This window comes from Brevundimonas sp. SGAir0440 (assembly GCF_005484585.1).
Taxonomy (GTDB): domain Bacteria; phylum Pseudomonadota; class Alphaproteobacteria; order Caulobacterales; family Caulobacteraceae; genus Brevundimonas.
This window is the reverse complement of record NZ_CP039435.1, coordinates 2,126,740-2,148,120: the sequence shown is the minus strand read 5'-3', so window position 1 is coordinate 2,148,120 and position 21,381 is coordinate 2,126,740. Positions and strand designations below refer to the sequence as shown.

At 65.3% G+C, this 21,381-nt stretch carries 22 protein-coding genes; 13 read left to right on the top strand and 9 right to left on the bottom strand.

Annotated elements, in window-relative coordinates:
* Positions 1-12 precede the first annotated feature (12 nt).
* Positions 13-1,365, top strand: coding sequence for a hypothetical protein (locus tag E7T10_RS10630; protein WP_137721766.1), 1,353 nt, complete (start codon positions 13-15; stop codon positions 1,363-1,365).
* A 93-nt stretch (positions 1,366-1,458) separates the two neighbouring features.
* Here E7T10_RS10630 and E7T10_RS10625 read toward each other — a convergent pair whose 3' ends face one another.
* Entirely contained in the window at positions 1,459-2,811 is a 1,353-nt protein-coding gene (locus tag E7T10_RS10625) for an MFS transporter (protein ID WP_137721765.1), read from the bottom strand.
* A 210-nt stretch (positions 2,812-3,021) separates the two neighbouring features.
* Between E7T10_RS10625 and cyoA the strand changes: the two genes are divergently transcribed.
* The 7 genes from cyoA to E7T10_RS10590 all read left to right on the top strand — a co-directional run bounded on the left by cyoA (position 3,022) and on the right by E7T10_RS10590 (position 9,906).
* A complete protein-coding gene (cyoA, locus tag E7T10_RS10620; RefSeq protein WP_137721764.1) occupies positions 3,022-4,251 on the top strand; it encodes a ubiquinol oxidase subunit II in 1,230 nt (409 codons plus the stop codon).
* 13 nt (positions 4,252-4,264) lie between these two features.
* Complete coding sequence (cyoB, locus tag E7T10_RS10615; RefSeq protein WP_137721763.1) at positions 4,265-6,268, top strand: cytochrome o ubiquinol oxidase subunit I; 2,004 nt, start codon at positions 4,265-4,267, stop codon at positions 6,266-6,268.
* Between the two features lie 2 nt (positions 6,269-6,270).
* Positions 6,271-6,894, top strand: a complete 624-nt coding sequence (cyoC, locus tag E7T10_RS10610) for a cytochrome o ubiquinol oxidase subunit III (protein WP_137721762.1) — start codon at positions 6,271-6,273, stop codon at positions 6,892-6,894.
* Positions 6,891-7,286 carry a cytochrome o ubiquinol oxidase subunit IV gene (cyoD, locus tag E7T10_RS10605; RefSeq protein WP_045811653.1) on the top strand — a complete coding sequence of 132 codons (396 nt, stop codon included), beginning with the start codon at positions 6,891-6,893 and terminating at the stop codon, positions 7,284-7,286. Before cyoC ends, cyoD begins: the two co-directional genes overlap by 4 nt.
* A 76-nt stretch (positions 7,287-7,362) precedes the next feature.
* On the top strand, positions 7,363-8,052 hold the full coding sequence (locus tag E7T10_RS10600; protein WP_137721761.1) for an SURF1 family protein: 690 nt from the start codon (positions 7,363-7,365) through the stop codon (positions 8,050-8,052).
* On the top strand, positions 8,049-9,380 hold the full coding sequence (locus E7T10_RS10595) for an ATP-binding protein (RefSeq protein ID WP_137721760.1): 1,332 nt from the start codon (positions 8,049-8,051) through the stop codon (positions 9,378-9,380). The genes E7T10_RS10600 and E7T10_RS10595 overlap by 4 nt, the downstream gene beginning before the upstream one ends.
* Entirely contained in the window at positions 9,370-9,906 is a 537-nt protein-coding gene (locus E7T10_RS10590) for a response regulator transcription factor (RefSeq protein WP_091746448.1), read from the top strand. The genes E7T10_RS10595 and E7T10_RS10590 overlap by 11 nt, the downstream gene beginning before the upstream one ends.
* Here E7T10_RS10590 and E7T10_RS10585 read toward each other — a convergent pair.
* The gene (locus tag E7T10_RS10585; protein WP_137721759.1) at positions 9,903-10,340 is read right to left on the bottom strand and encodes an HIT family protein; all 438 of its coding nucleotides are present in this window, start codon (positions 10,338-10,340) and stop codon (positions 9,903-9,905) included. The two genes, E7T10_RS10590 and E7T10_RS10585, sit on opposite strands and share 4 nt — an antisense overlap.
* A gap of 108 nt (positions 10,341-10,448) precedes the next feature.
* On the opposite strand from E7T10_RS10585, the gene E7T10_RS10580 reads away from it, so the two are divergent.
* The gene (locus E7T10_RS10580) at positions 10,449-10,805 is read left to right on the top strand and encodes a phage holin family protein (RefSeq protein ID WP_137721758.1); all 357 of its coding nucleotides are present in this window, start codon (positions 10,449-10,451) and stop codon (positions 10,803-10,805) included.
* 4 nt (positions 10,806-10,809) lie between these two features.
* Here E7T10_RS10580 and cobS read toward each other — a convergent pair whose 3' ends face one another.
* Positions 10,810-11,814 carry a cobaltochelatase subunit CobS gene (gene cobS / locus E7T10_RS10575; protein ID WP_017504030.1) on the bottom strand — a complete coding sequence of 335 codons (1,005 nt, stop codon included), beginning with the start codon at positions 11,812-11,814 and terminating at the stop codon, positions 10,810-10,812.
* 59 nt (positions 11,815-11,873) lie between these two features.
* Positions 11,874-12,302 carry an organic hydroperoxide resistance protein gene (locus tag E7T10_RS10570; protein ID WP_112862127.1) on the bottom strand — a complete coding sequence of 143 codons (429 nt, stop codon included), beginning with the start codon at positions 12,300-12,302 and terminating at the stop codon, positions 11,874-11,876.
* 136 nt (positions 12,303-12,438) lie between these two features.
* On the opposite strand from E7T10_RS10570, the gene E7T10_RS10565 reads away from it, so the two are divergent.
* Together E7T10_RS10565 and prfB are read left to right on the top strand one after the other, a co-directional pair.
* The gene (locus E7T10_RS10565; RefSeq protein ID WP_137721757.1) at positions 12,439-14,853 is read left to right on the top strand and encodes a penicillin-binding protein 1A; all 2,415 of its coding nucleotides are present in this window, start codon (positions 12,439-12,441) and stop codon (positions 14,851-14,853) included.
* A gap of 119 nt (positions 14,854-14,972) precedes the next feature.
* Positions 14,973-16,095 (top strand): peptide chain release factor 2 gene (gene prfB, locus E7T10_RS10560; RefSeq protein WP_137721756.1). Its coding sequence is split into 2 segments (ribosomal slippage): positions 14,973-15,041 and positions 15,043-16,095, totalling 1,122 coding nucleotides; the frame shifts between segments, so codons are not numbered across the junction.
* Positions 16,096-16,172: 77 nt separating this feature from the next.
* Here prfB and E7T10_RS10555 read toward each other — a convergent pair.
* From E7T10_RS10555 to E7T10_RS15755, 5 genes are all read right to left on the bottom strand, one after another.
* On the bottom strand, positions 16,173-16,718 hold the full coding sequence (locus E7T10_RS10555; protein WP_137721755.1) for a polymer-forming cytoskeletal protein: 546 nt from the start codon (positions 16,716-16,718) through the stop codon (positions 16,173-16,175).
* Positions 16,719-16,832: 114 nt separating this feature from the next.
* Entirely contained in the window at positions 16,833-17,294 is a 462-nt protein-coding gene (locus tag E7T10_RS10550; protein WP_137721754.1) for a peroxiredoxin, read from the bottom strand.
* On the bottom strand, positions 17,284-17,649 hold the full coding sequence (locus E7T10_RS10545; RefSeq protein ID WP_137721753.1) for a GIY-YIG nuclease family protein: 366 nt from the start codon (positions 17,647-17,649) through the stop codon (positions 17,284-17,286). The genes E7T10_RS10550 and E7T10_RS10545 overlap by 11 nt, the downstream gene beginning before the upstream one ends.
* A gap of 73 nt (positions 17,650-17,722) precedes the next feature.
* Positions 17,723-18,976, bottom strand: coding sequence for a tyrosine--tRNA ligase (gene tyrS, locus E7T10_RS10540; RefSeq protein WP_137721752.1), 1,254 nt, complete (start codon positions 18,974-18,976; stop codon positions 17,723-17,725).
* A 328-nt stretch (positions 18,977-19,304) separates the two neighbouring features.
* On the bottom strand, positions 19,305-19,478 hold the full coding sequence (locus E7T10_RS15755; protein ID WP_168189928.1) for a hypothetical protein: 174 nt from the start codon (positions 19,476-19,478) through the stop codon (positions 19,305-19,307).
* Between the two features lie 119 nt (positions 19,479-19,597).
* On the opposite strand from E7T10_RS15755, the gene E7T10_RS10535 reads away from it, so the two are divergent.
* On the top strand, positions 19,598-20,107 hold the full coding sequence (locus tag E7T10_RS10535) for a DOMON-like domain-containing protein (protein ID WP_137721751.1): 510 nt from the start codon (positions 19,598-19,600) through the stop codon (positions 20,105-20,107).
* Positions 20,104-21,306 carry an exo-beta-N-acetylmuramidase NamZ domain-containing protein gene (locus tag E7T10_RS10530; RefSeq protein ID WP_137721750.1) on the top strand — a complete coding sequence of 401 codons (1,203 nt, stop codon included), beginning with the start codon at positions 20,104-20,106 and terminating at the stop codon, positions 21,304-21,306. The genes E7T10_RS10535 and E7T10_RS10530 overlap by 4 nt, the downstream gene beginning before the upstream one ends.
* Positions 21,307-21,381 lie beyond the last annotated feature (75 nt).

Genomic DNA, 21,381 nt, shown 5'->3' with positions numbered 1-21,381 from the left:
GGGAGAGGCGCGATGACCGACCGTATCGTTCGATCTCTGGGGGCGCTGGTCGTCGCTTGGGCCGGCATCGCGCCGATGACGCAGGCGCAGGAAACGGAGACGGCCATCGCGGCGGCTGTCGATCCTGCGCCCGCGCCAGCTAATTGCCCTGACTTTGTGCCGCAGCAGACGCGGTGCTGGTCGGGCAGGGCGGTCAAAGGCGGCTATTATTGGATCGCCGTCCCCCAGGACTGGAACGGGGCCTTGATCGTTCACGCCCACGGCGGACCCCGCACCAGCGCGCCAGAACCGAACGATCCGCTGGAGGACATGGAGCGGTTCTCCATGACGGTTAAGGAAGGCTTCGCCTGGGCGGGCTCGACCTATCGCCGTGGCGGCTATGGCGTACGGATGGCGGCGGAAGACACGGACGATCTGCGCCAGATTTTCTGGAACGCCTTCGGCAAGCCCCGTCGAACTCTGGTGCATGGCCAGTCCTGGGGCGGAAATGTCGCGGCCAAGACGGCTGAGCTCTACGCCCGCGATGCCGAGGGACAGGTCCTGTGGGACGGCGTCGTCCTGACCAACGGCGTAATCGGCGGCGGGACCCGTACTTACCGCTTCCGCGCCGATCTTAGAGCGGTGTATCAGTTCTACTGCAATAACCATCCGCTTCCGAACGAGCCTCAGTATCCGCTGTGGCAGGGACTGCCGCTAGACAGTGATCTGAACCGGGCGCAGTTGGCCGAGCGAGTCAAAACCTGCACGGGCGTGGGCCTGCCGCTTGCCGAGAGGTCGGCTGAGCAGAAGCGCAATCTGGCGGATATCCTGGCCGTGACGGGCGTGAACGAGGAACAGTTGGTTCCGCATCTGGCCTGGGCGACCTTCCTGTTCCGCGACATGGTTTTGCGCCGTCTTGACGGGCTGAACCCCTTCGACAACAGCCATACGGTCTATCAGGGTTCGCACGACGACGAGGCGTTGAACGCTGGCGTTCAGCGGTTCGCGGCTGATCCGATCGGTGTGGCGCGCTTGGCCTACGACGCGGATCTCAGCGGTATGATCGTGGCGCCGACGCTGACGATCCACGCCAAGAACGATGCGACAGCCTTCGTCTCCAACGACGCGCTTTACAGGGAGACAGTCGCCGCGGCGGGACGATCGGACCTATTGGTCCAGACGTTCACCGACGAGTCCGAACATAGCCGCCTGTCGCCGCCAGAGTACGTCGGTCTTTTTCAGGCGATGATGCGCTGGCTGGACGAGGGCGTGAAGCCGACGCCCGCTGACGTTGCCACGCTGTGTCAGGTGGCGGCTCCACGCTACGAGAGCGGCTGTTATTTCGACACCACCTTCAAGCCGTCGACGGACAGCCGCGCAAATTGAAGCCGCCGCTGCGCTTCACAACGATCTGCTCCAAACGCAACACGGCCCGCAGGCGACTGCGGGCCGTGTCTGTTTTTTGCGTGACCTGAAAGATCAGGCCGTCTTGGCGCGGTCCTTGTCGGAGGAACTGCGGGCCAGTTCGCGGTTCAGCCACAGGGCCACGAGGGTGCAGATCGCTCCCGACAGCAGATAGGCGCCGGCGGCGATCAGGCCGAACTGGCTGGAGATCCACAGGGCCGCGAGGGGCGCAAAGCCCGCGCCGAACAGCCAGGCCAGGTCCGAGGTCAGGGCGGACGAAGTGTAGCGGTTGGTCAGGCTGAAGCTGGACGCCACCGGGCCCGAGGCCTGGCCGAACGACAGGCCCAGCAGGATGAAGCCGGAGATCATGAACGTCAGCTCGCCGACCGGGCCACCGTTCAGCAGTTGCGGCGCAAAGCCGGAGAAGGCGGCGATGCCGGCGGCCGTGATCGCCAGCAAGGTCCGGCGGCCGTAGCGGTCGGCCAGAATGCCCGACGCGAGGATGGCCAGCAGGCCGAAGACGGCACCCACCATCTCGATCAGCAGGAAGCGAACCGGCGTTTCCTTGGTGAACAGGAACACCCACGACAGGGGGAAGACGGTGACCATGTGGAACATGGCGAAGCTGGCGAGCGGCGCGAAGGCGCCGATGGCGATCTTGGGGCCTTCGTCGCGCAGGGCCTGGCTGATCGGCGTGGGTTGAAGCTCGCGCGTCTCGAACAGCTTCTGGAAGGCCGGCGTCACCACGATGCGCAGGCGCGCGAACAGGGCCACGACGTTGATGGCGAAGGCCACGAAGAACGGATAGCGCCAGCCCCAATCCAGGAAGTCAGGGGCCGACAGGGTGTTTAGGAAGAAGGCGAACAGGGCCGAGGCCACCAGCAGGCCGATGGGCGCGCCGAGTTGCGGGATCATGGCGTACCAGCCGCGCTTCTTCTCGGGCGCGTTCAGCGCGAGCAGGGAGGCCAGGCCGTCCCAGGTGCCGCCCAGGGCGACGCCCTGACCGATACGGGTCAGGGCCAGCAGCACCGGCGCCCACATGCCGATGCTCTCATATCCGGGAATGAAGGCCACCGACACGGTAGAGGTGCCCAGCAGCAGCAGGGCGGTCGTCAGCTTTGCCCCGCGCCCGAACTTGCGGTCGATGGCGATGAAGAGGACGGTGCCCAGCGGCCGGGCCAGGAAAGCCAGGGCGAAGACGGCGAAGGAGAGCAGGGTGCCGCCCACTGGGCCGGCATAGGGGAAGATCAGCTGCGGGAAAACGACCACCGAAGCGATGGCGTAAACAAAGAAGTCGAAAAACTCGGAAGTTCGGCCGATAATGACGCCGATGGCGATCTCGCCGGCGTCAACCTTGCCATGACCCGTGTGAAGGGCGGCGGCGTCGCGTTCCAGCGACTCTGACGAAGGGGTCGTCGAGGCGGACATGGGCTTGGTCGCTCCGTGTGAGACTGAATTATCGGCCGTACGGCAGGTCGCCGCATTATGACCGGGCGCCCTTTGCGATGAAAGCGGCCTCGTGAGGATAGGACATATTGCCCAATGTCGTTCCTGATTGAGCTTGAGTATCCCGCCGCCTACGAACGCCAACCGTCGCGGCGCCTCCCCCTCGCCCGACGCTTTTCGATTGGATCCGCCTTGCGCCGTCTGCGCCTACTTTTGCTCGCGCCCGTCGTGGCCCTGCTGTCGGCCTGCAACCTGGTCGTCCTGAACCCTGCCGGCGACGTTGCGTCCCAGCAGGGCGATCTGCTGATGATCTCGACCCTGCTGATGCTGATCATCATCGTGCCGGTGATGGGTCTGATCGTCTTCTTCGCCTGGAAGTATCGGGCGTCGAACAAGGAGTCCGAGGCCGACTACCGTCCCGACTGGGATCACTCCACCTCACTGGAGCTGGTCATCTGGGCCGCGCCGCTGATGATCATCATCTGCCTGGGCGCCCTGACCTGGGCCGGCACCCACCTGCTGGACCCCTATCGTCCGATCGATCGGATCAAGCCGGGGCAGGCCGTCGAGGAAAGCGCCGAGCCGTTGCAGGTCAACGTCGTCGCGCTCGACTGGAAGTGGATGTTCATCTACCCGCAGTACGGCGTCGCCACGGTCAATGAGCTGGCCGCGCCGATTGACCGTCCGATCCGTTTCCACATCACCTCGTCCTCGGTGATGAACAGCTTCTACATCCCCGCCCTGGCTGGTCAGATCTACGCCATGCCGGGCATGGAGACGAAGCTGCACGCCGTCATCAACCGTCCGGGCGAATACGAAGGCTTCTCGGCCAACTATTCCGGCGACGGCTTCTCGCACATGCGCTTCGCCTTCCACGGTCTGGATCAGTCCGGGTTCGACCAATGGATCGCCGGCGTGCGCCAGGGCGGCCAGACGCTGGATCGCGACCGCTATCTGGAGCTGGAAAAGCCCAGCGAGAAGGTGCCCGTCATGCGCTTTGGCGCCGTGGACGGCATGCTGTGGGACGCGATCCTCAACATGTGCGTCGAGCCGGGCAAGATGTGCATGGGCGAGATGATGGCCATCGACAAACAAGGCGGTCTGTCCATGGCGTCGGTGCGCAACACCATGCCGCTGGTCTATGACAAATACGCCGGCCGCGGAAAATCGCCCGCCTACTTCGGCTCCAACGACAGCTACGTCATGACGATCTGCACCCCGTTGCAGGCCGAGGCGGCCGCCGCCGATCGCATGCGCCGCGCCGAACTGGATACGGTCGCCGGACCGACCAGCCTGGAGCGCCTGACCGGGCAGGGGTTGTCGCCGGGCCAGACGCCAATGGCCTCGCTGACGACGCTGGCCCGCAATCCTTTCGCCACGGGGCCGGTTCCGACCGACGTCCGTTCCGCCCCCAACGTCTGAGCGAACACAGTCGATGAACGCTGATCAACTCATTCCGCTAATCTTCGGGCGCCTCACACCTGAGGCCCTGCCTCTGCACGAGCCGATCCTGGTCGTGACCATGTCGGTCGTGCTGCTGGGCGGTCTCGCCCTGTTCGGCGCCCTGACCTATTTCAAGCTCTGGGGCTATCTCTGGAAGGAGTGGTTCACCACGGTGGACCACAAGAAGATCGGGATCATGTACATGATCCTGGGTCTGATCATGTTCGTGCGCGGCTTTGCCGACGCCATCATGATGCGCCTGCAACAGGCGATGGCCTTCGGCGGGTCCGAGGGTTACCTGAACGCCCACCACTATGATCAGATCTTCACCGCCCACGGCGTGATCATGATCTTCTTCGTGGCCATGCCGCTGGTGACGGGCATCATGAACTATGTCGTGCCGCTGCAGATCGGCGCGCGCGACGTGTCCTTCCCCTTCCTGAACAACTTCAGCTTCTGGATGACCACGGCCGGCGCCGTCATCGTCATGGCCTCGCTGTTCGTGGGCGAGTTCGCGCGCACCGGCTGGCTGGCCTATCCACCGCTGTCGGGCATCGGCTACAGCCCCGGCGTCGGTGTCGATTACTACATATGGGCGTTGCAGATCGCGGGGGTCGGGACAACGCTGTCCGGCATCAACCTGATCGCGACGATCGTGAAGATGCGCGCGCCCGGCATGGGCATGATGAAGATGCCGGTCTTCACCTGGACCTCGCTGTGCACCAACGTGCTGATCGTGGCGTCCTTCCCGGTCCTGACCGCCGTGCTGGCCCTGCTGACGCTGGACCGTTACGTGGGCACCAACTTCTTCACGAACGACTTCGGCGGCAACCCGATGATGTATGTGAACCTGATCTGGATTTGGGGTCACCCCGAGGTCTACATCCTGATCCTGCCGCTGTTCGGCGTCTTCTCGGAGATCGCCTCGACCTTCTCGGGCAAGAAGCTGTTCGGCTATACCTCCATGGTCTACGCCACGGTCGTCATCACGATCCTGTCCTACCTGGTCTGGCTGCACCACTTCTTCACCATGGGCTCGGGCGCGTCGGTGAACAGCTTCTTCGGCATCACGACGATGATCATCTCGATCCCGACGGGCGCGAAGATCTTCAACTGGCTGTTCACGATGTACCGCGGACGCATCCGGTTCGAGCTGCCGATGATGTGGCTGGTCGCCTTCATGCTGACCTTTGTGATCGGCGGGATGACGGGCGTGCTGCTGGCGGTGCCGCCGGCCGACTTCGTGCTGCACAACTCGCTGTTCCTGGTGGCCCACTTCCACAACGTCATCATCGGCGGCGTTCTGTTCGGCCTGTTCGCGGCGATCAACTTCTGGTGGCCCAAGGCCTTCGGCTTCAAGCTGGACAAGAAGTGGGGCCTGATCAGCTTCTGGTGCTGGGTGCCCGGCTTCTGGCTGGCCTTCTTGCCTCTGTACGTGCTGGGCCTGATGGGCGTGACGCGCCGGATGCGGGTGTTCGACGATCCCTCGCTGCAAATCTGGTTCGTCATCGCCGCCATCGGCGCCGGCGTCATCGCCTTGGGCATCGCGGCCATGTTCATCCAGTTCGCCGTGTCGATCATCAACCGCGACAAGCTGCGCGACACGACGGGCGACCCGTGGGGCGGCCGCACGCTGGAGTGGGCGACGTCGTCGCCGCCGCCGGCCTACAACTTCGCCGCCACGCCGTACGTCCATGACGCCGACGCCTGGTGGGACATGAAGAAGCAGGGCTATCAGCGTCCGCTGAACGGCTACAAGGCGATCCACATGCCCTCGAACACCGGGGCGGGGATCATCATCTCGGGCCTGTGCCTGGTGATGGGTCTGGCCTTGATCTGGTACATCTGGTGGCTGGCCGCCATCAGCTTCATCGCAGTGTTGGCCGTCTCTATCGGCCATACCTGCAACTACAAGCGCGACTACTACATCCCCGAGGATGAGGTCCGCGCGACAGAAGAGGCGCGCACCCGCGCCCTGGCCGGAACGGAGGCCTGATCATGAGCGCGACTGCGACCGAGATCGACCGGACCGTCTTCCACCTGGAAGAGGAGCCGCACCACGAGGAAGGCTCCAGCACCATGCTGGGCTTCTGGCTCTATCTGATGAGCGACTGCCTCATCTTTGCGATGCTGTTCGCCGTGTTCGGCGTCCTGGGCGGCAACTACGCCGCCGGGCCGGGGCCGCAGCAGTTGTTCGACCTGAAGCTGGTGGCGATCAACACCGCCATGCTGCTGTTCTCGTCGATCACCTATGGCTTCGCCATGCTGGCGATGGATCGGAACAACCAGCGTCAGACGCTGGTCTGGCTGGCGATCACCGGCCTGTTCGGCCTGGCCTTCTTGGGGATCGAACTCTACGAGTTCGCGCACCTGATCCATGAGGGCGCGACGCCGCAACGCAGCGCCTTCCTGTCGGCCTTTTTCACCCTGGTGGGCACCCACGGCCTGCACGTCACCTTCGGCATCATCTGGCTGGTGACGCTGATGGTTCAGGTCAGCATGAAGGGCCTGATCCCCGCAAACAAACGCCGCCTGATGTGCCTGTCGATGTTCTGGCACTTCCTGGACGTCATCTGGATCGGCGTCTTCACCTTCGTCTATCTGCTGGGCATGCTGCGATGAGCGCCGACAAGAACGACCACAGCCCTGAGTCTCACGAGACCGACCACCTGGGTCACGAGGGGCACAATCACGGCTCCTTCAAGAGCTATATGATCGGCTTCGTGCTGTCGGTGATCCTGACGGCCATCCCGTTCGCCCTGGTCATGACCGGCGTCCTGCCGACCCAGGCGACGGCCCTGATCGTCATGGGCTTCGCCGTGGTGCAGATCGTGGTCCACATGATCTTCTTCCTGCACATGAACTCCAAGTCCGAGGGCGGCTGGATCATGCTGGCGCTGATCTTCACCATCATCGTGGTGGTCATCGCCCTGTCGGGTTCGCTGTGGGTCATGTACCACCTGAACACCAACATGATGCCCATGACGCACGACATGGCGCAGATGGGCGGCTGAGGTCGAGATCACGGACCCGTCCTCAGCCCCGGCCGGCGGCAAGGCCAGACGCTCGCGATCCTTCCGCACGGCGGTCGTGGTCGCGGGCCTGGCCTTGTTCGTCGGCTTTCTGGCGCTGGGCGGGTGGCAGGTTCAGCGCCTGGCCTGGAAGACCCATCTGATCGCCCAGGTCGATGCCCGCGTTCATGCGGCCGCCGTTCCGGCACCTGGCCCGACACAATGGGCCGGCGTGACGCGCGACAAGGACCAGTACCGCCGCGTCACGGTTCGCGGTCGATTCCTGCACGACAAGGAAACCCTGGTTCAGGCGGTGACCGACGCTGGCGGCGGCTTCTGGGTCATGACGCCTCTGGTCGATGACCGGGGCTTCACCGTCCTGATCAATCGCGGTTTCGTGCCGTCAGGCCGACGCGATCCGGTCGTCCGCGCCGATGGTCAGGTCGAGGGGCCGCACACGGTGACGGGCCTGCTCCGGATCACCGAGCCGAAGGGCGGCTTCCTGCGCGCCAATGATCCCGCCGGTGATCGCTGGCGGTCCCGCGACGTCGCGGCGATCGCTGCGCGGCGCGGCCTGACGACCGTCGCGCCCTACTTCATTGATGCGGACGCCAGTCCGAACCCAGGCGGATGGCCGCGCGGAGGACTGACGGTGATCCGGTTCGCCAACAGCCATCTGATCTATGCCCTGACCTGGTTCGGCATGGCGCTGCTGACCCTGGTCGGTCTTTGGCTGTTCTTGCGCGACGGCAGGCGCAACAGGTCGTGACGACAACAACTTTGCAAAGACTGCTGGGCCTGGGGCTCAGAGGCGGGGTCGCGACCCACGGCGGCGCCAACCGCCGCAACATGCTGCTGCTGATCCAGCTGCGGTGGCTGGCGGTCGCCGGACAGGTGGCGACGATCCTGCTGGTTCAGTACGTGATGCGGATCCCGCTGCCGGTGCTTTGGCTGCTGGCGGCCCCGGCGGGTCTGGTATTGGTCAATCTGGTCAGCGCGCCTTTGACCGTGCGCACGCAGGAGGTCGAGGATCAGGCGCTGATGATCGCCCTGTTGGCGGATGTAGCGGCCCTGACCTGGCTGCTGTTCCTGACCGGGGGCGCGGCCAATCCGTTCGTGGCGCTGTATCTGCTGCAAGTCGTCTTGGGGGCCGTGCTGCTGGCGCCGGTCTATGCTTGGGCGCTGATCGCCATCACCAGCCTGTGTTTCGCGGGGCTGGGCCTGCATTCCCGCCCGCTGAATCTGCCGCCGGCGCGCGAGGATTCGCTGCTCAGCCTTTATCTTCAGGGCAGTCTGATCTGTTTCGTGCTGATGGCCGTGCTGCTGGTGCTGTTCGTCACCCGGATCAGCCAGAACCTGCGCGAGCGCGACGCCTCCATGGCCGCCCTGCGCCAGCAGACGGCCGAGCATGATCATATCGTCCGCATGGGCCTGCTGGCGTCGGGCGCGGCGCACGAGTTGGGAACGCCGCTGGCTTCGCTGTCTGTGATCCTCAGTGACTGGAAGCGGATGCCGGCCCTGACCCAGGACGCCGACCTGGCCCAGGACATGACGGTGATGCGGGCCGAGGTCGAACGCTGCAAGGCGATCGTCACCGGCATCCTGATGTCGGCCGGCGAGGCGAGGGGGCAGGCGCCCGAGCGCACGACCCTGCGGGCCTTTGTCGCCGATGTGGTGGCCAGTTGGAACGGCGACGGGGTGGCGGTGCAGATCCGCGACGAACTGGCCCAGAACCCGTCGATCATCGCCGACCCGGCCCTGCGTCAGGTGCTGGGCGTGCTGTTCGACAATGCGGTCGAGGCCGGAGCGAGCCGCATCACCGTGACCACGACACGTACGGACGAGGATTTGGGCATTGCGGTCCGCGACGACGGACCGGGCTTTCCGCCGGCGATCCTTCAGGCCTGGGGCAAGCCCTACAACTCCACCAAGCCCAGGCCCGGCGCGGGTCTCGGCCTCTTTCTGCTCATGAATGTGATCCGGTCGCTGGGCGGTCGGGTAGAAGCCTCCAATCCCCCGGCGGGCGGCGCAGAAGTGCGTCTGACCCTGCCGCTTTCGGCCTTGGCTCCGACGGACGAGATCGCGCATGACCGATGACGCCAGATTGCTGCTGATCGTCGAGGACGACGAGTCGTTCTCGACCACACTGCGACGCTCGTTCGAACGGCGTGGCTACACGGTCGTCAGCGCCGCCAGTCCCGACCAGATGACCGAGGTGCTGAAGACGCATCGCCCCGGCTATGCGGTCGTCGATCTGAAGCTGGGCGGGCATTCCGGCCTGACCTGCGTCGAGGCTCTTCACGCCTTCGACCCCGAGATGAACATCGTCGTCCTGACCGGCTTCGCCAGCATCGCCACGGCGGTCGAGGCGATCAAGCTGGGCGCCCGGCATTATCTGGCCAAGCCCGCCAGCACCGATGACATCGAAGCCGCCTTCGGCCGGGCCGACGGCGACGCCGAGACGCCGCTGGGCACGCGCCCCACATCGATCAAGACGCTGGAATGGGAGCGGATCCACGAGACGCTGGTGGAGACCGATTTCAACATCTCGGAGGCGGCGCGGCGGTTGGGCATGCACCGCCGCACCCTGGCGCGAAAGCTGGAAAAGCGCCGCGTCACCTAGTCCAGTTCGGCCGCGATCCGGTCGGCCAGCGCCCGCAAGGTCGCCGTATCCGCCATCGGCGCATGGCCGTGACCCTTCATCTCGCGATCGGCCCAACGCGGCACGATGTGGAAATGCAGATGGAAGACCGTTTGGCCGCCCGCCTCGCCATTGAACTGCAGGATCGACAGGCCTTCGGGCTTCAGCGCCTTCTCGACCGCCTTGGCCGTGCGTTGCAGGGCGGCGGTCATGCGGGCCAGCACCTCGGGCTCGATCTCCAGCAGATTACGCGCCTGGGATTGTTTGGCGATGATCAGGACGTGGCCTTCCGACTGGGGAAACACGTCCATGAAGGCCAGGACGTGGTCGTCCTCCCACACCTTCACCGACGGAATCTCGCCGCGCAGGATCTTGGCGAAGATGTTGTCGGTGTCATAGGCGCCGTGCAGGCTCATGGGCGATCTCCGTGCGGTTCGGACCTTGGATAGCAGCGCCGTTCGTGAAGGGGGAGCCTTCGTCCATATCATGCATTATGGTCACGCTTGAAGATAACGAGGGCCGTCATGATCCGTTTCATCATCCAGGCGCTGGTCACTATGGCGGGGCTGTGGCTGTCCGCCCAAGTCGTGCCAGGCGTCGATTTCACCAGCACCGGGTCGCTGATCGCGGCGGCCATCATTCTGGGCCTGGTCAACGCCTTCGTAAGGCCGATCCTGGTCGTGCTGACCTTCCCGATCACGGTCGTGACGCTGGGCCTGTTCCTGCTGGTGGTGAACGCCGCCATGATCGGGCTGACGTCGGTCTTCCTGAGCGGTTTCCGGGTCGACGGCCTGTGGGCCGGCATCGGCGCCGCCATCGTCACCGGCGTCGTCAGCTGGATCGCCGGCGCCTTCATCGGCGGGGAAGAAGCGCGGGGCTGACCCCTTACCCCACCTTCACCCGCGTCGCCGCCTCGGGCAGGTCTTCGCCGAAGGCGCGCTGGTAGAACTCGGCGATGGTCGGGCGCTCCAGCTCGTCGCACTTGTTCAGGAAGGTCAGGCGGAAGCTGAGGCCCAGGTCGTCGTTAAAGATCTGGGCGTTCTGGGCCCAGGTAATGACCGTGCGGGGCGACATGACGGTCGAGATGTCGCCGTTCATAAAAGCGTTGCGGGTCATGTCGGCGACGCGGACCATGGCGGCGATCCGGCGGCGGCCCTCGGCGTCCTTCCACTCGGGCACCTTGGCGGCGACGATCTCGGCTTCCACGTCGTGATCCAGATAGTTCAGCGTGGTGACGATGTTCCAGCGGTCCAGCTGGGCCTGATTGATCTGTTGCGCGCCATGATACAGGCCCGTGGTGTCGCCCAGGCCGATGGTGTTGGTCGTGGCGAACAAACGGAAATAGCGGTTCGGGCGGATGACGCGGTTCTGGTCCAGCAGGGTCAGGCGACCCTGGGCCTCCAGCACGCGCTGGATCACGAACATCACGTCGGGCCGGCCGGCGTCGTATTCGTCGAAGACCAGGGCGATGGGGCGTTGCAGCGACCAGGGCAGGATGCCCTCGCGGAATTCGGTGATCTGCTTGCTGTCTTTCAGGACGATCGCGTCCTTGCCGATCAGGTCGATTCGGCTGACGTGGCTGTCCAGGTTCACGCGCACCAGCGGCCAGTTCAGGCGGGCGGCGACCTGCTCGATGTGGGTCGATTTGCCGGTGCCGTGATAGCCCTGGACCATGACGCGGCGGTCGAAGGCGAAGCCGGCGCAGATGGCGATTGTCGTCTGGGGATCGAAGCGATAGGCCTCGTCGATCTCGGGCACATGGCTGTCGCGCTCGTCGAAGGCGGGGACGGTCATGTCGCTGTCCACGCCGAAGGCTTCGCGCAGGGTCACGCGGCGATGCGGTTCGAGCGTCAGCAGGGGATCGGGGGAGGCGTCGAGCGGGGAGGTCATGGACCTCATCTAGAGGCGCCGCGCGCGCGGCTCAACACGCGCGCGGCCCTCGCCGACGGTTATTTCGCGCTCAGGCGAACATCGACGTTGTTGCGGGTGGCGTTGGAGTAGGGGCAAACCTGGTGCGCCTTCTCGATCAGGTCGTCGATAACGGCCTGGTCCAGGCCGTGGTCGGTCACGGTCAGATCGACATCCAGGTTGAAGCCTTCACCCTTGGTGTTCTTGCCGAAGCCGACGCCGGCGGTGACCTTGGTGTCGGGGCTGACGGGCGTGCCGGCCTTGCTGCTGACCAGACGCAGCGCGCCGAGGTAGCAGGCGGCGTATCCGGTGGCGAACAGCTGCTCGGGGTTGGTGCCGTCGCCGCCCTTGCCGCCCATCTCGGTCGGCGTGGACAGTTTGACGTCGATCTTGCCGTCGTCGGTGGCCGAACGACCGTCTTCGCGGCCTCCGCCCGATGCCGTCGACTGGGCGCGATATAGAACTTCCATGGCAGGCTCCTTGGGTTGGGATGCTTGAGATGGGAGCTTAACGGCGGACGGGAAGGGGCCGTTGCATCGCGGCTATAGCCATCGACCGGCGACGCGGGCTAAAGCACCCTTTCGGGGCGCGTCGTCGGAGTACGCAGTGAAGATTGCCGAACGCTGGTTCGTGTGGGCGGGCATGGTTCTGCTGGGCGGCATCGCCCTGGCGGGGTTGGTCGTCGCCGTCTATGCCGCGTGGCTGTTCCACGACCTGCCGGATGCGTCGGAACTGGCGGACTATCGCCCGCCGACCGCGACGCGCGTCTATGCCGGCGACGGCACCCTGATCGGCGAGTTTTCGGACGAGCGCCGGATTTATGTCTCCTACGACCAGATTCCCCAGCCGGTGATCCACGCCTTCCTGGCAGCCGAAGATCGCAACTTCTTCCAGCATGGCGGCATCGACGTGGGCGGCATCGGCCGCGCGTCGCTGAAGAACGTCTTCAATCTGGCGTCGGGACGTCGATTGGAAGGCGGTTCGACCATCACCCAGCAGGTGGCCAAGAATGTCCTGCTGACCAACGAATCCAGCCTGAACCGCAAGCTTAAGGAAGCCATCCTGGCCAATCGCCTGGAGGCGACCCTATCCAAGGAGCAGATCCTCGAGCTGTATCTGAACGAGATCTTCCTGGGCTATCGCTCGTTCGGCATAGCGTCGGCGGCCTACAACTATTTCGGCAAGTCGCTGGCGCAGCTGACGCCAGACGAAGCCGCCTTCCTGGCGTCCCTGCCCAAGGGACCGAACAACTACCATCCCAAGCGTCACCCCGGCGCGGCCAAGGGCCGTCGGGACTGGGTGCTGGGCGAGATGGAGCAGAGCGGGTGGCTGACGCCTGAGCAACTGGTCCAGGCCCGCGCCAAGCCTCTGGTCACGCGCGATGCGCCGCAACGGTCGGATTACAAGGACGCCGACTTCTTCGTCGAGGAGGCGCGGCGCCAGGCCGCCGCCAACCCGCAGTTCGGCGAGCAGCTGCGCGCCGGCGGCTTCTATATGCGCACCACCCTGGACCCGACGCTGCAGACGGCGGCGCGCCGGGCCCTGATGCAGGGACTTGAGAACTACGACCGTCGTCATGGCTGGCGCGGGGGGTGGGGCACGACCGACTTCGCCGACGGCTGGCAGGCGGTCGCACTGAAGGAACAGGCGCCGCCCGAGCGCCGCAGCTGGCAGGCCGCCGCCATCGAAAGCGTCAGCGGCAACACGGTCCGCATCCGCACCGCCCGTGACGACAAGTCCGGCACGCTGCTGGCGTCGGACGCGGCCTGGGCCAACGCCAATCGTCAGCTGAAACGCGGCGAACTGATCTTCGTGGAGCCGCAGGGCGGCCAGTTCGCTCTGAAGCAGGTGCCGCGCGTCAACGGGGCGCTGGTCGCCATCGAGCCGCAGTCCGGCCGCGTGCTGGCGATGGTCGGCGGCTACTCCTATGCGCTGTCCAGCTTCAACCGGGCGACCCAGGCCCGGCGCCAACCGGGTTCCGCCTTCAAACCCTTCGTCTATGCGACGGCGCTGGAGGGCGACTTCACCCCCGCCTCGATCGTCCTGGATGCGCCGATCAGCTTCGCCGGCGGTCCCAACGGCACGCGCTGGACGCCCGAGAATTACAGCCGTCAATACTATGGCCCTCAGACGCTGCGTCGCGGGCTGGAGCTGTCGCGCAACGTCATGACGGTGCGGCTGGCCCAGTCAGTCGGGATGAAGAAGATCGTCGATCAGTCGGCCAGGATGGGTCTGCCGGGCATGACGCCGAACCTGTCGGTGTCGCTTGGCGCCGGCGAGGTCACGCCGCTTGAGATCACGGCCGCCTATTCCGCCTTCGCCAACGGCGGGCGGCGGGTGACGCCTTACCTGATCGACTATGTTCAGGACCGCGATGGCGAGACCATCTTCCGCGCCGACAACCGCAGCTGCCGCGAATGCGGACGAGGCTTCTCGGGCCAGGAGTCGCCGCGCCTGCAGCAGCGCGGAACCCAGGTCATCGACCCGATCACCGCCTATCAGATGAGCTCCATGCTGGAAGGCGTGGTTCAACGCGGCACCGCCGCCAGCGCGCGCGGCCTCGGCCCCTGGGTCGCAGGCAAGACCGGCACGACAAACGAATATCGCTCGGCCTGGTTCGTGGGCTTCACCACCGACATCGTGGTCGGCGTCTTCATCGGCTTCGACGACAATCGCTCGCTGGGATCCGGTGAAGCCGGCGCCTCGGCCGCCGTGCCGGTCTTCACGGAGTTCATGCAGACGGCGTTGAAGGAAAGGCCGGCTCGCCCGTTCGTGCGGCCCAAGAACGCCATCTTCCGCACTGTCAACGGGATCGAGGAGGCCTTCCGCCCCGGCACCGAGCGCCAGGCCCCGCCGCCGCGCCCGACCGGCCCGGCCCAGCCCGTCGGACCGCAGAACTACTACGACGTCATCCGCCGCGAGCAGGAGGCCGCAAGCGGCGCGCCCGCCTCGTCGCCCGCGCCCACCGCGCCGCCGCCGCCCAAGAAGGCGCCGGCCGAGGACTTGAGCGGATTGTACTGAGGCTCTAGGTAGGCCTTTCGAACGGCGCGTCCTCGTGGCGCGCCGTTTTCCATAAATTCTGCCCTATCGCGCAGCCTGTGGGCCGCGCTACCTGAGGGCGTTGTGTCGCGGAGATTGCGATGAGACCGGATGTCGAGGCCATGAAGGCCGACATCGAGCAGAGCGTCGCTCTGCTCAGGAGGCGTCTTTGACTGGGATGTCGCTCTAAGAAAGCTCGACGAGCTGAATGCGCGGGTCGAGGATCCGACGCTGTGGGACAAGCCCGACGAGGCCCAGGCCGTCAGCCGCGAACGCTCGCAGCTGGAAGTCAAGATCAACACCGTCAAGGCGATGGAGCAGGACCTCGAAGACGGGGTGATGCTGGCCGAGATGGCGGACGAGGAAGGCGACGAGGGCGCGCTGGAAGACGCTCGCGCGTCGCTGCGCGGCATCAAGGAACGCGCCGCGCGCGCCGAGCTGGAGGCCCTGTTGTCCGGCGAGGCCGACGGCAATGACGCCTATCTGGAAGTGAACTCCGGCGCCGGCGGCACCGAGTCGAACGACTGGGCCGGCATGCTGCTGCGCATGTACTCCCGCTGGGCCAAGGCGCACGGCTATGAGGTCACCATCGAGGCGCACGAAGAGGGCGAACAGGCGGGGGTCAAGTCGGCCACCATCCTGATCGAAGGGCCCAACGCCTATGGCTGGCTGAAGTCGGAATCGGGCGTGCACCGCCTGGTCCGCATCAGCCCCTATGACGCGGCGGCCAAGCGCCACACCAGCTTCGCCTCCATCGGGGTGTCGCCGGTCGTGGACGACGCGATCGAGATCGACATCAACCCTTCGGACGTTCGCACCGACACCTATCGTGCGTCGGGCGCGGGCGGTCAGCACATCAACAAGACCGACTCGGCTGTGCGCCTGACGCACACCCCGACCAACACCGTCGTGGCCTGCCAGGCCGGCCGGTCGCAGCACCAGAACCGCGAGATGGCCTGGAAGATGCTCCGCGCGCGCCTATACGAGCTGGAACTGCAGAAGCGTGAGGCGGCGGCTCAGGCGCTGGCCGACGCCAAGACCGACATCGGGTGGGGTCACCAGATCCGCTCCTATGTCCTGCAGCCCTATCAGATGGTGAAGGACCTGCGGACCGAGGTTGAGACCTCGGATACCCAGGGGGTGCTGGACGGCGACCTGGACGCCTTCATGGGCGCGGCCCTGGCCCAGCGGGTCGGCGAGACCCGAGGATCGAGCGTGGACTGACGGAAAAGGGCGGCTCCGACGAGCCGCCCTTTTTGTTTTAGGCTTTCCGGCCTTGCGGCCGTTCCCATTCGATGTGGTCAGGCGGCGGTCTTGTCCGCCTTGTCGGCCTTCGGCGCGGGGGCTTCCAGCATGGCGGCGCCGGGGGTGTCGCGCTTGGCCTGGTTGCAGCGGCCCTGGAACCAGGCGCCCTGGTCGATGGCGAGCTGTTCCTGCGTGATGTCGCCCTCGACGCGGGCGGTGGCGTGAAGCTTGACCTGTTTGGCGACGATGGCGCCGGAGACGCGGCCGCGCACGTCAAGCACGTCGGCATGGACCGTGCCCTCAACCGAGCCGCCTTCGCCGATCACGACGCGCGAGACGCGGACGTCGCCCTTCAGCGACCCGTCGACCTGAAGTTCGCCGGCGCCGGAGATGTTGCCTTCGTATTTCACGCCGGCCGACAGGGTCGACAGATTGCTGGACCGGGCCGCCGGACGGGCTGGTTCAGGCGCGCGCGGCGCTTGCGTCGTGGCCGGCAGGGACGGCGTGCTCGCAGCCGTCGGCGTGGGCGTGGTCGGTTCGGGCGCCGGGGGGATGCCCAGGCCGTTCGATCCGCTGTCGTAGGATTTGCTCTTGGTGAACATGGTGCGCTCCGCATCTGCCAGCCAAGGCCGGCCAAGCCCCTATTAGCCCCGACGCCCACTAGGCCGTGGAGGAGGGGCCAAGGTCAAGCATCGCTTCCGAACGGCGCTCGCTGATCACAGGGCCCTGGCGGCCTCCAGCACGGCGGCGGCGTGGTCGGCGACCTTCACATTGCGCCAGGCCTTGGCGACGCGGCCCTCGGCGTCGATCAGGAAGGTGGCCCGCTCGATGCCCATGTATTCGCGGCCATAGAGCTTTTTCTGCACCCAGACGCCCCAGGCCTCGCAGGCGGCGCCGTCCTCGTCGGAGGCGAGGGTGACGGCGAGATCGTATTTGGCCTTGAACCTGTCGTGCTTCTTCACTGTGTCCTTGGACACGCCGATGACCGGCACGCCCAGAGCGGCGAAGTCGGGCGCCAGGGCGGTGAAGTCCTGCGCCTCGCGCGTGCAGCCGGTCGTGTCGTCCTTGGGATAGAAATAGACGACGGCGGGCTTGCCCTTGTGGGCGGCGAGGGTGACGCGGCCGCCGCCGTCCGTGGGCAGGTCGAGGGTGGGCGCGGGTTGGCCTTCATTGATCATTGGGCGTCTCACTCATTCCGCTCATCCCCGCGAAGGCGGGGACCCAGTCCTTGGCGTCCTTCAGGCCGCCAAGGCGAAAGTCATCATACAGATCGAGCCAGTTCGGATTTTCCTTTTCGATCATCTGAAGCTTCCAGTCTCGGTTCCATTTCTTGATCTGCCGTTCCCGACGGAATGCGGCCTCACGCGTTTCGTGGACTTCGAACCAGTCCAGCAGATCCACGTCATACTTGGCGGTAAAGCCGGCGAAGGTCTTATTCCTGTGCTGCGCGACACGCTGGATCAGGTCATCGGTCGATCCTGTATAGAGCGTTCCATTTCGGCGGCTTGCGACGATGTAGGTGAAGAAGGCCAAGCTTTGACACCTATCTGGGTCCCCGCTTTCGCGGGGATGAGCGGAAGTAGGAAATCTGTCGGAATTGAGAGAGTTAGACGGGCCTCACCAGAACGATCTTTTTCTTGCCGGCCGCCAGTTTGATGACGCCGTCCTTGAGGTCGGCTTCGGTGAGCAGTTGGGCGCCGTCGGACACAGCGGCGTCGTTCAGGCGCAGACCGCCGCCCTGGGCCAGGCGACGGGCCTCGCCGTTGGAGGCCGTCAGGCCAGCCTTGGTGACGACAGCGGCGATCATGGCGCCGTAGACCTCGGCCGACGGCAGTTCAATGGTCGGCAGGTCGGCGGACAACTGTCCTTTTTCGAAGTTGCTTTCGGCGGCGGCGCGCGCCTTTGCGGCCTCGTCCGCGCCGTGCAGCAGGGTGGTCGCCGCATCGGCGAGGGCCTTCTTGGCGTCGTTGATCGCCGCGCCTTCCAGCGCTTCGTATTCCGCGATCTGTTCCAGGCTCAGGTCCGTGAACAGGCGCATGAAGCGGCCGACGTCGGCGTCCTCAGCGTTACGCCAGAACTGCCAGTAGTCGTAGGGGCTGAGTTGTTCTGCGTTCAGCCAGACGGCGCCCTGAGCGGTCTTGCCCATCTTGCCGCCCGACGCCGTGGTCAGCAGTGGCGTGGTCAGGCCGAAGGCGGCCTTCTGATCCACGCGGCGCACCAGATCCACGCCCGAAGTGATGTTGCCCCACTGGTCCGAGCCGCCCATTTGCAGGGTGACCTTGTGGCTGCGGTTGAGCTCCAGGAAGTCCACCGACTGCATCAGCATGTAGTTGAACTCAAGGAAGGTCATGGGCTGCTCACGCTCCAGACGCAGCTTGACCGAGTCGAAGGCCAGCATCCGGTTCACGGTGAAGTGGGTGCCGAAATCCCTCAGAAACTGGATGTAGCCATAGCCGGACAGCCAGTCGTCATTGTTGACCATGACCGCATCGGTCAGTCCGTCGCCGAACGTCAGGAACTTGGCGAAGACCGTCTTGATGGTGTCGATGTTGGACTGAATCGTCTCTTCGGTCAGTTGCGGACGCGACGTATCCTTGCCGGTGGGGTCGCCGACCTTGGTCGTGCCGCCACCCATCAGGACGATGGGCTTGCCGCCCGCTTGCTGAAGCCGGCGCAACATCATGATCTGAATCAGGCTGCCGACGTGCAGTGACGGCGCAGTGGCGTCGAAGCCGATATAGCCCGGCACCACGCCCGCAGCCGCCGCCTCGTCTAATTCGACGGGGTGGGTGATCTGATGGATGTAGCCGCGCGCCTGAAGCGTGCGCAGGAAGTCGGATTTGAAGACGTGTTCGATCATGGTGAGGCTGGGTTAGCAGGGATGACGAGGGTCGTCTTCCCCTAGTCGAGGCGGCGTCGGCTGTTCAGACGGTGCGGATGAAAAACACCGTCTAAAGTGTCTAATTCGTCTAATCTCGGTCGGCGCGAAAATGCGTTGCAACGCGAAAACGCGTGCAAAACGCAAGATGTGCAATTCAGGCGAGGCGGCTTTGGGCATGGCGCGCCCATAGAGCCGTTTCGAGATGCGATGGCTGCGACGACACTGCTGCGCATCAGGCCGCTGTAAACACAGCCGATATTTCGCGCAGATACGATGGCTGGCGAACTTTACTCCGGCGATTTCATCTTCAAGGAATCAGCCGGTTGAGGATCAGCGCGACCAGAGCGATGCCCACAGTCCACGCCAGGAAGACGGAAGAGGGTTCGGCCGACGCGCCACTGACGGCCAAACAGAGAACGAGCGGTCCGACCAATAGGTGGAAGCGATCCTTCAGCATCTGGCGCTTTTCAGGAAAGGTCATCTGCGGACCGTAGGGTGAGCGCTTGGGCATATTGTGATGCTTCCATGGTGCGCAGGCGGGCGCAAGGGTTGATCTGGCGGCGGCTTTGACCCGCCGTCAGCCTGCGATACGAAGGCGCCATGCGCCTACCTCTGATCCCGCATCCGACATCCAGCCCTGCGGGGCTGACGCTGGAGGTCCAGGCGCGGCGCGCCGGGCGGGTGCTGAGCTTGGAGTATGTGCTGGCCGGACCGGTGGAAGGAGTGTGGCGGCCGGAGGCTGCGGCGCGGGTGCGGACGGACGGGTTGTGGCAGGCGACCTGTTTCGAGGCGTTCGTTCGCAACGAGGCGGGCGGCTATGTCGAGTACAATCTGTCGCCGTCGGGGGCGTGGGCGGCCTATCGGTTCGACGGCTATCGCGAGGGGATGCGGGATCTGGAGATGCTCGCGCCCTTCATCGTGACGCGGTCGGCGCCCGGACAACTCGTGCTGACGGCGGACGTGACCTTGCCGGAGGATGCGGCCGGGGCGGCGGGCTTGGCGGCGGTGATCCGGGGCGTGGACGGGGCGATCGGCTATTGGGCGCTGGCGCATCCTTCGGATAAGCCGGACTTTCATCATCCCGACTCGTTCGCGCTGGACCTGACATGAACTTCGGCCTCGACCGCCTTTTGTCCGACGACGCCCTGAGGGCGCAGCTAAAGGGACGGCGCGTGGCCTTGCTGGCGCATCCGGCGTCGGTGACGAAGGATTTGACCCATGCGGTCGACGCCCTGGCCGAGTGTCCCGAGATCCGGCTGACCGCCGCCTTTGGCCCGCAGCACGGGATGAAGGGCGATCTGCAAGACAATATGATGGAAAGCCCGGATTATCGCGATCCGGTGCACGGCTTCCCGGTCTTCAGCCTGTACGGCGAGGTGCGGCGCCCGCGCGACGAATGGATGGCCGAGTTTGACGTGCTGCTGGTCGACCTTCAGGACCTGGGCTGCCGCATCTACACCTATGTGACGACGCTTCTGTACGTGCTGGAGGCGGCGGCGAAACACGGCAGGTCGGTCTGGGTGCTGGACCGGCCCAATCCGGCGGGACGGCCGGTCGAGGGGATGACGCTGAAGCCCGGCTGGGAAAGTTTCGTCGGGGCCGGGCCGATGCCGATGCGCCATGGCATGACCATGGGCGAACTGGGCCTGTGGTTCATCGACCAGTTCAAGCTGGATGTGGATTACCGGGTGGTGGAGATGCAGGGCTGGGTGCCCGAGGCTGGTCCGGGCTTCGGCTGGCCGCTGCTGGACCGGTCATGGATCAATCCCAGCCCCAATGCGCCGAACCTGTCGATGGCGCGCGCCTATGCGGGCACGGTGATGCTGGAAGGCGCGACCCTGTCGGAAGGGCGGGGGACGACACGGCCGCTGGAGCTGTTCGGGGCGCCGGATATCGACGCGCGGGCGGTGATCGCGGAAATGCAGGCGCTGGCGCCGGAATGGCTGGGCGGCTGCATCTTGCGCGACATGTGGTTCGAGCCGACCTTCCACAAGCACGTCGGAAAGCTGTGCAGCGGGGTGCAGATCCATGTCGATCACCCCGACTACGACCATGCCGCCTTCAAGCCGTGGCGGGTGCAGGCCCTGGGGTTCAAGGCGATCCGACGGCTGTATCCCGACTACGATCTGTGGCGGGATTTTCCGTACGAATATGCGTTCGGCAAACTGCCCATCGACGTGATCAACGGCGGACCGGGCCTGCGGGAATGGGTGGACGACGCGGCGGCGAGGCCAGGCGATCTGGATGCGGCGACGCAGCCTGACGAAGCGGCGTGGGAAGAGGCGCGAAGGCCGTTCCTGCTCTATTAATAGCTATAACCAAAATCTATTGCGCATCTGCAAATAAGTGATTGGGCTTATTTGGTGCGGTGCGGTAGGGAGAGC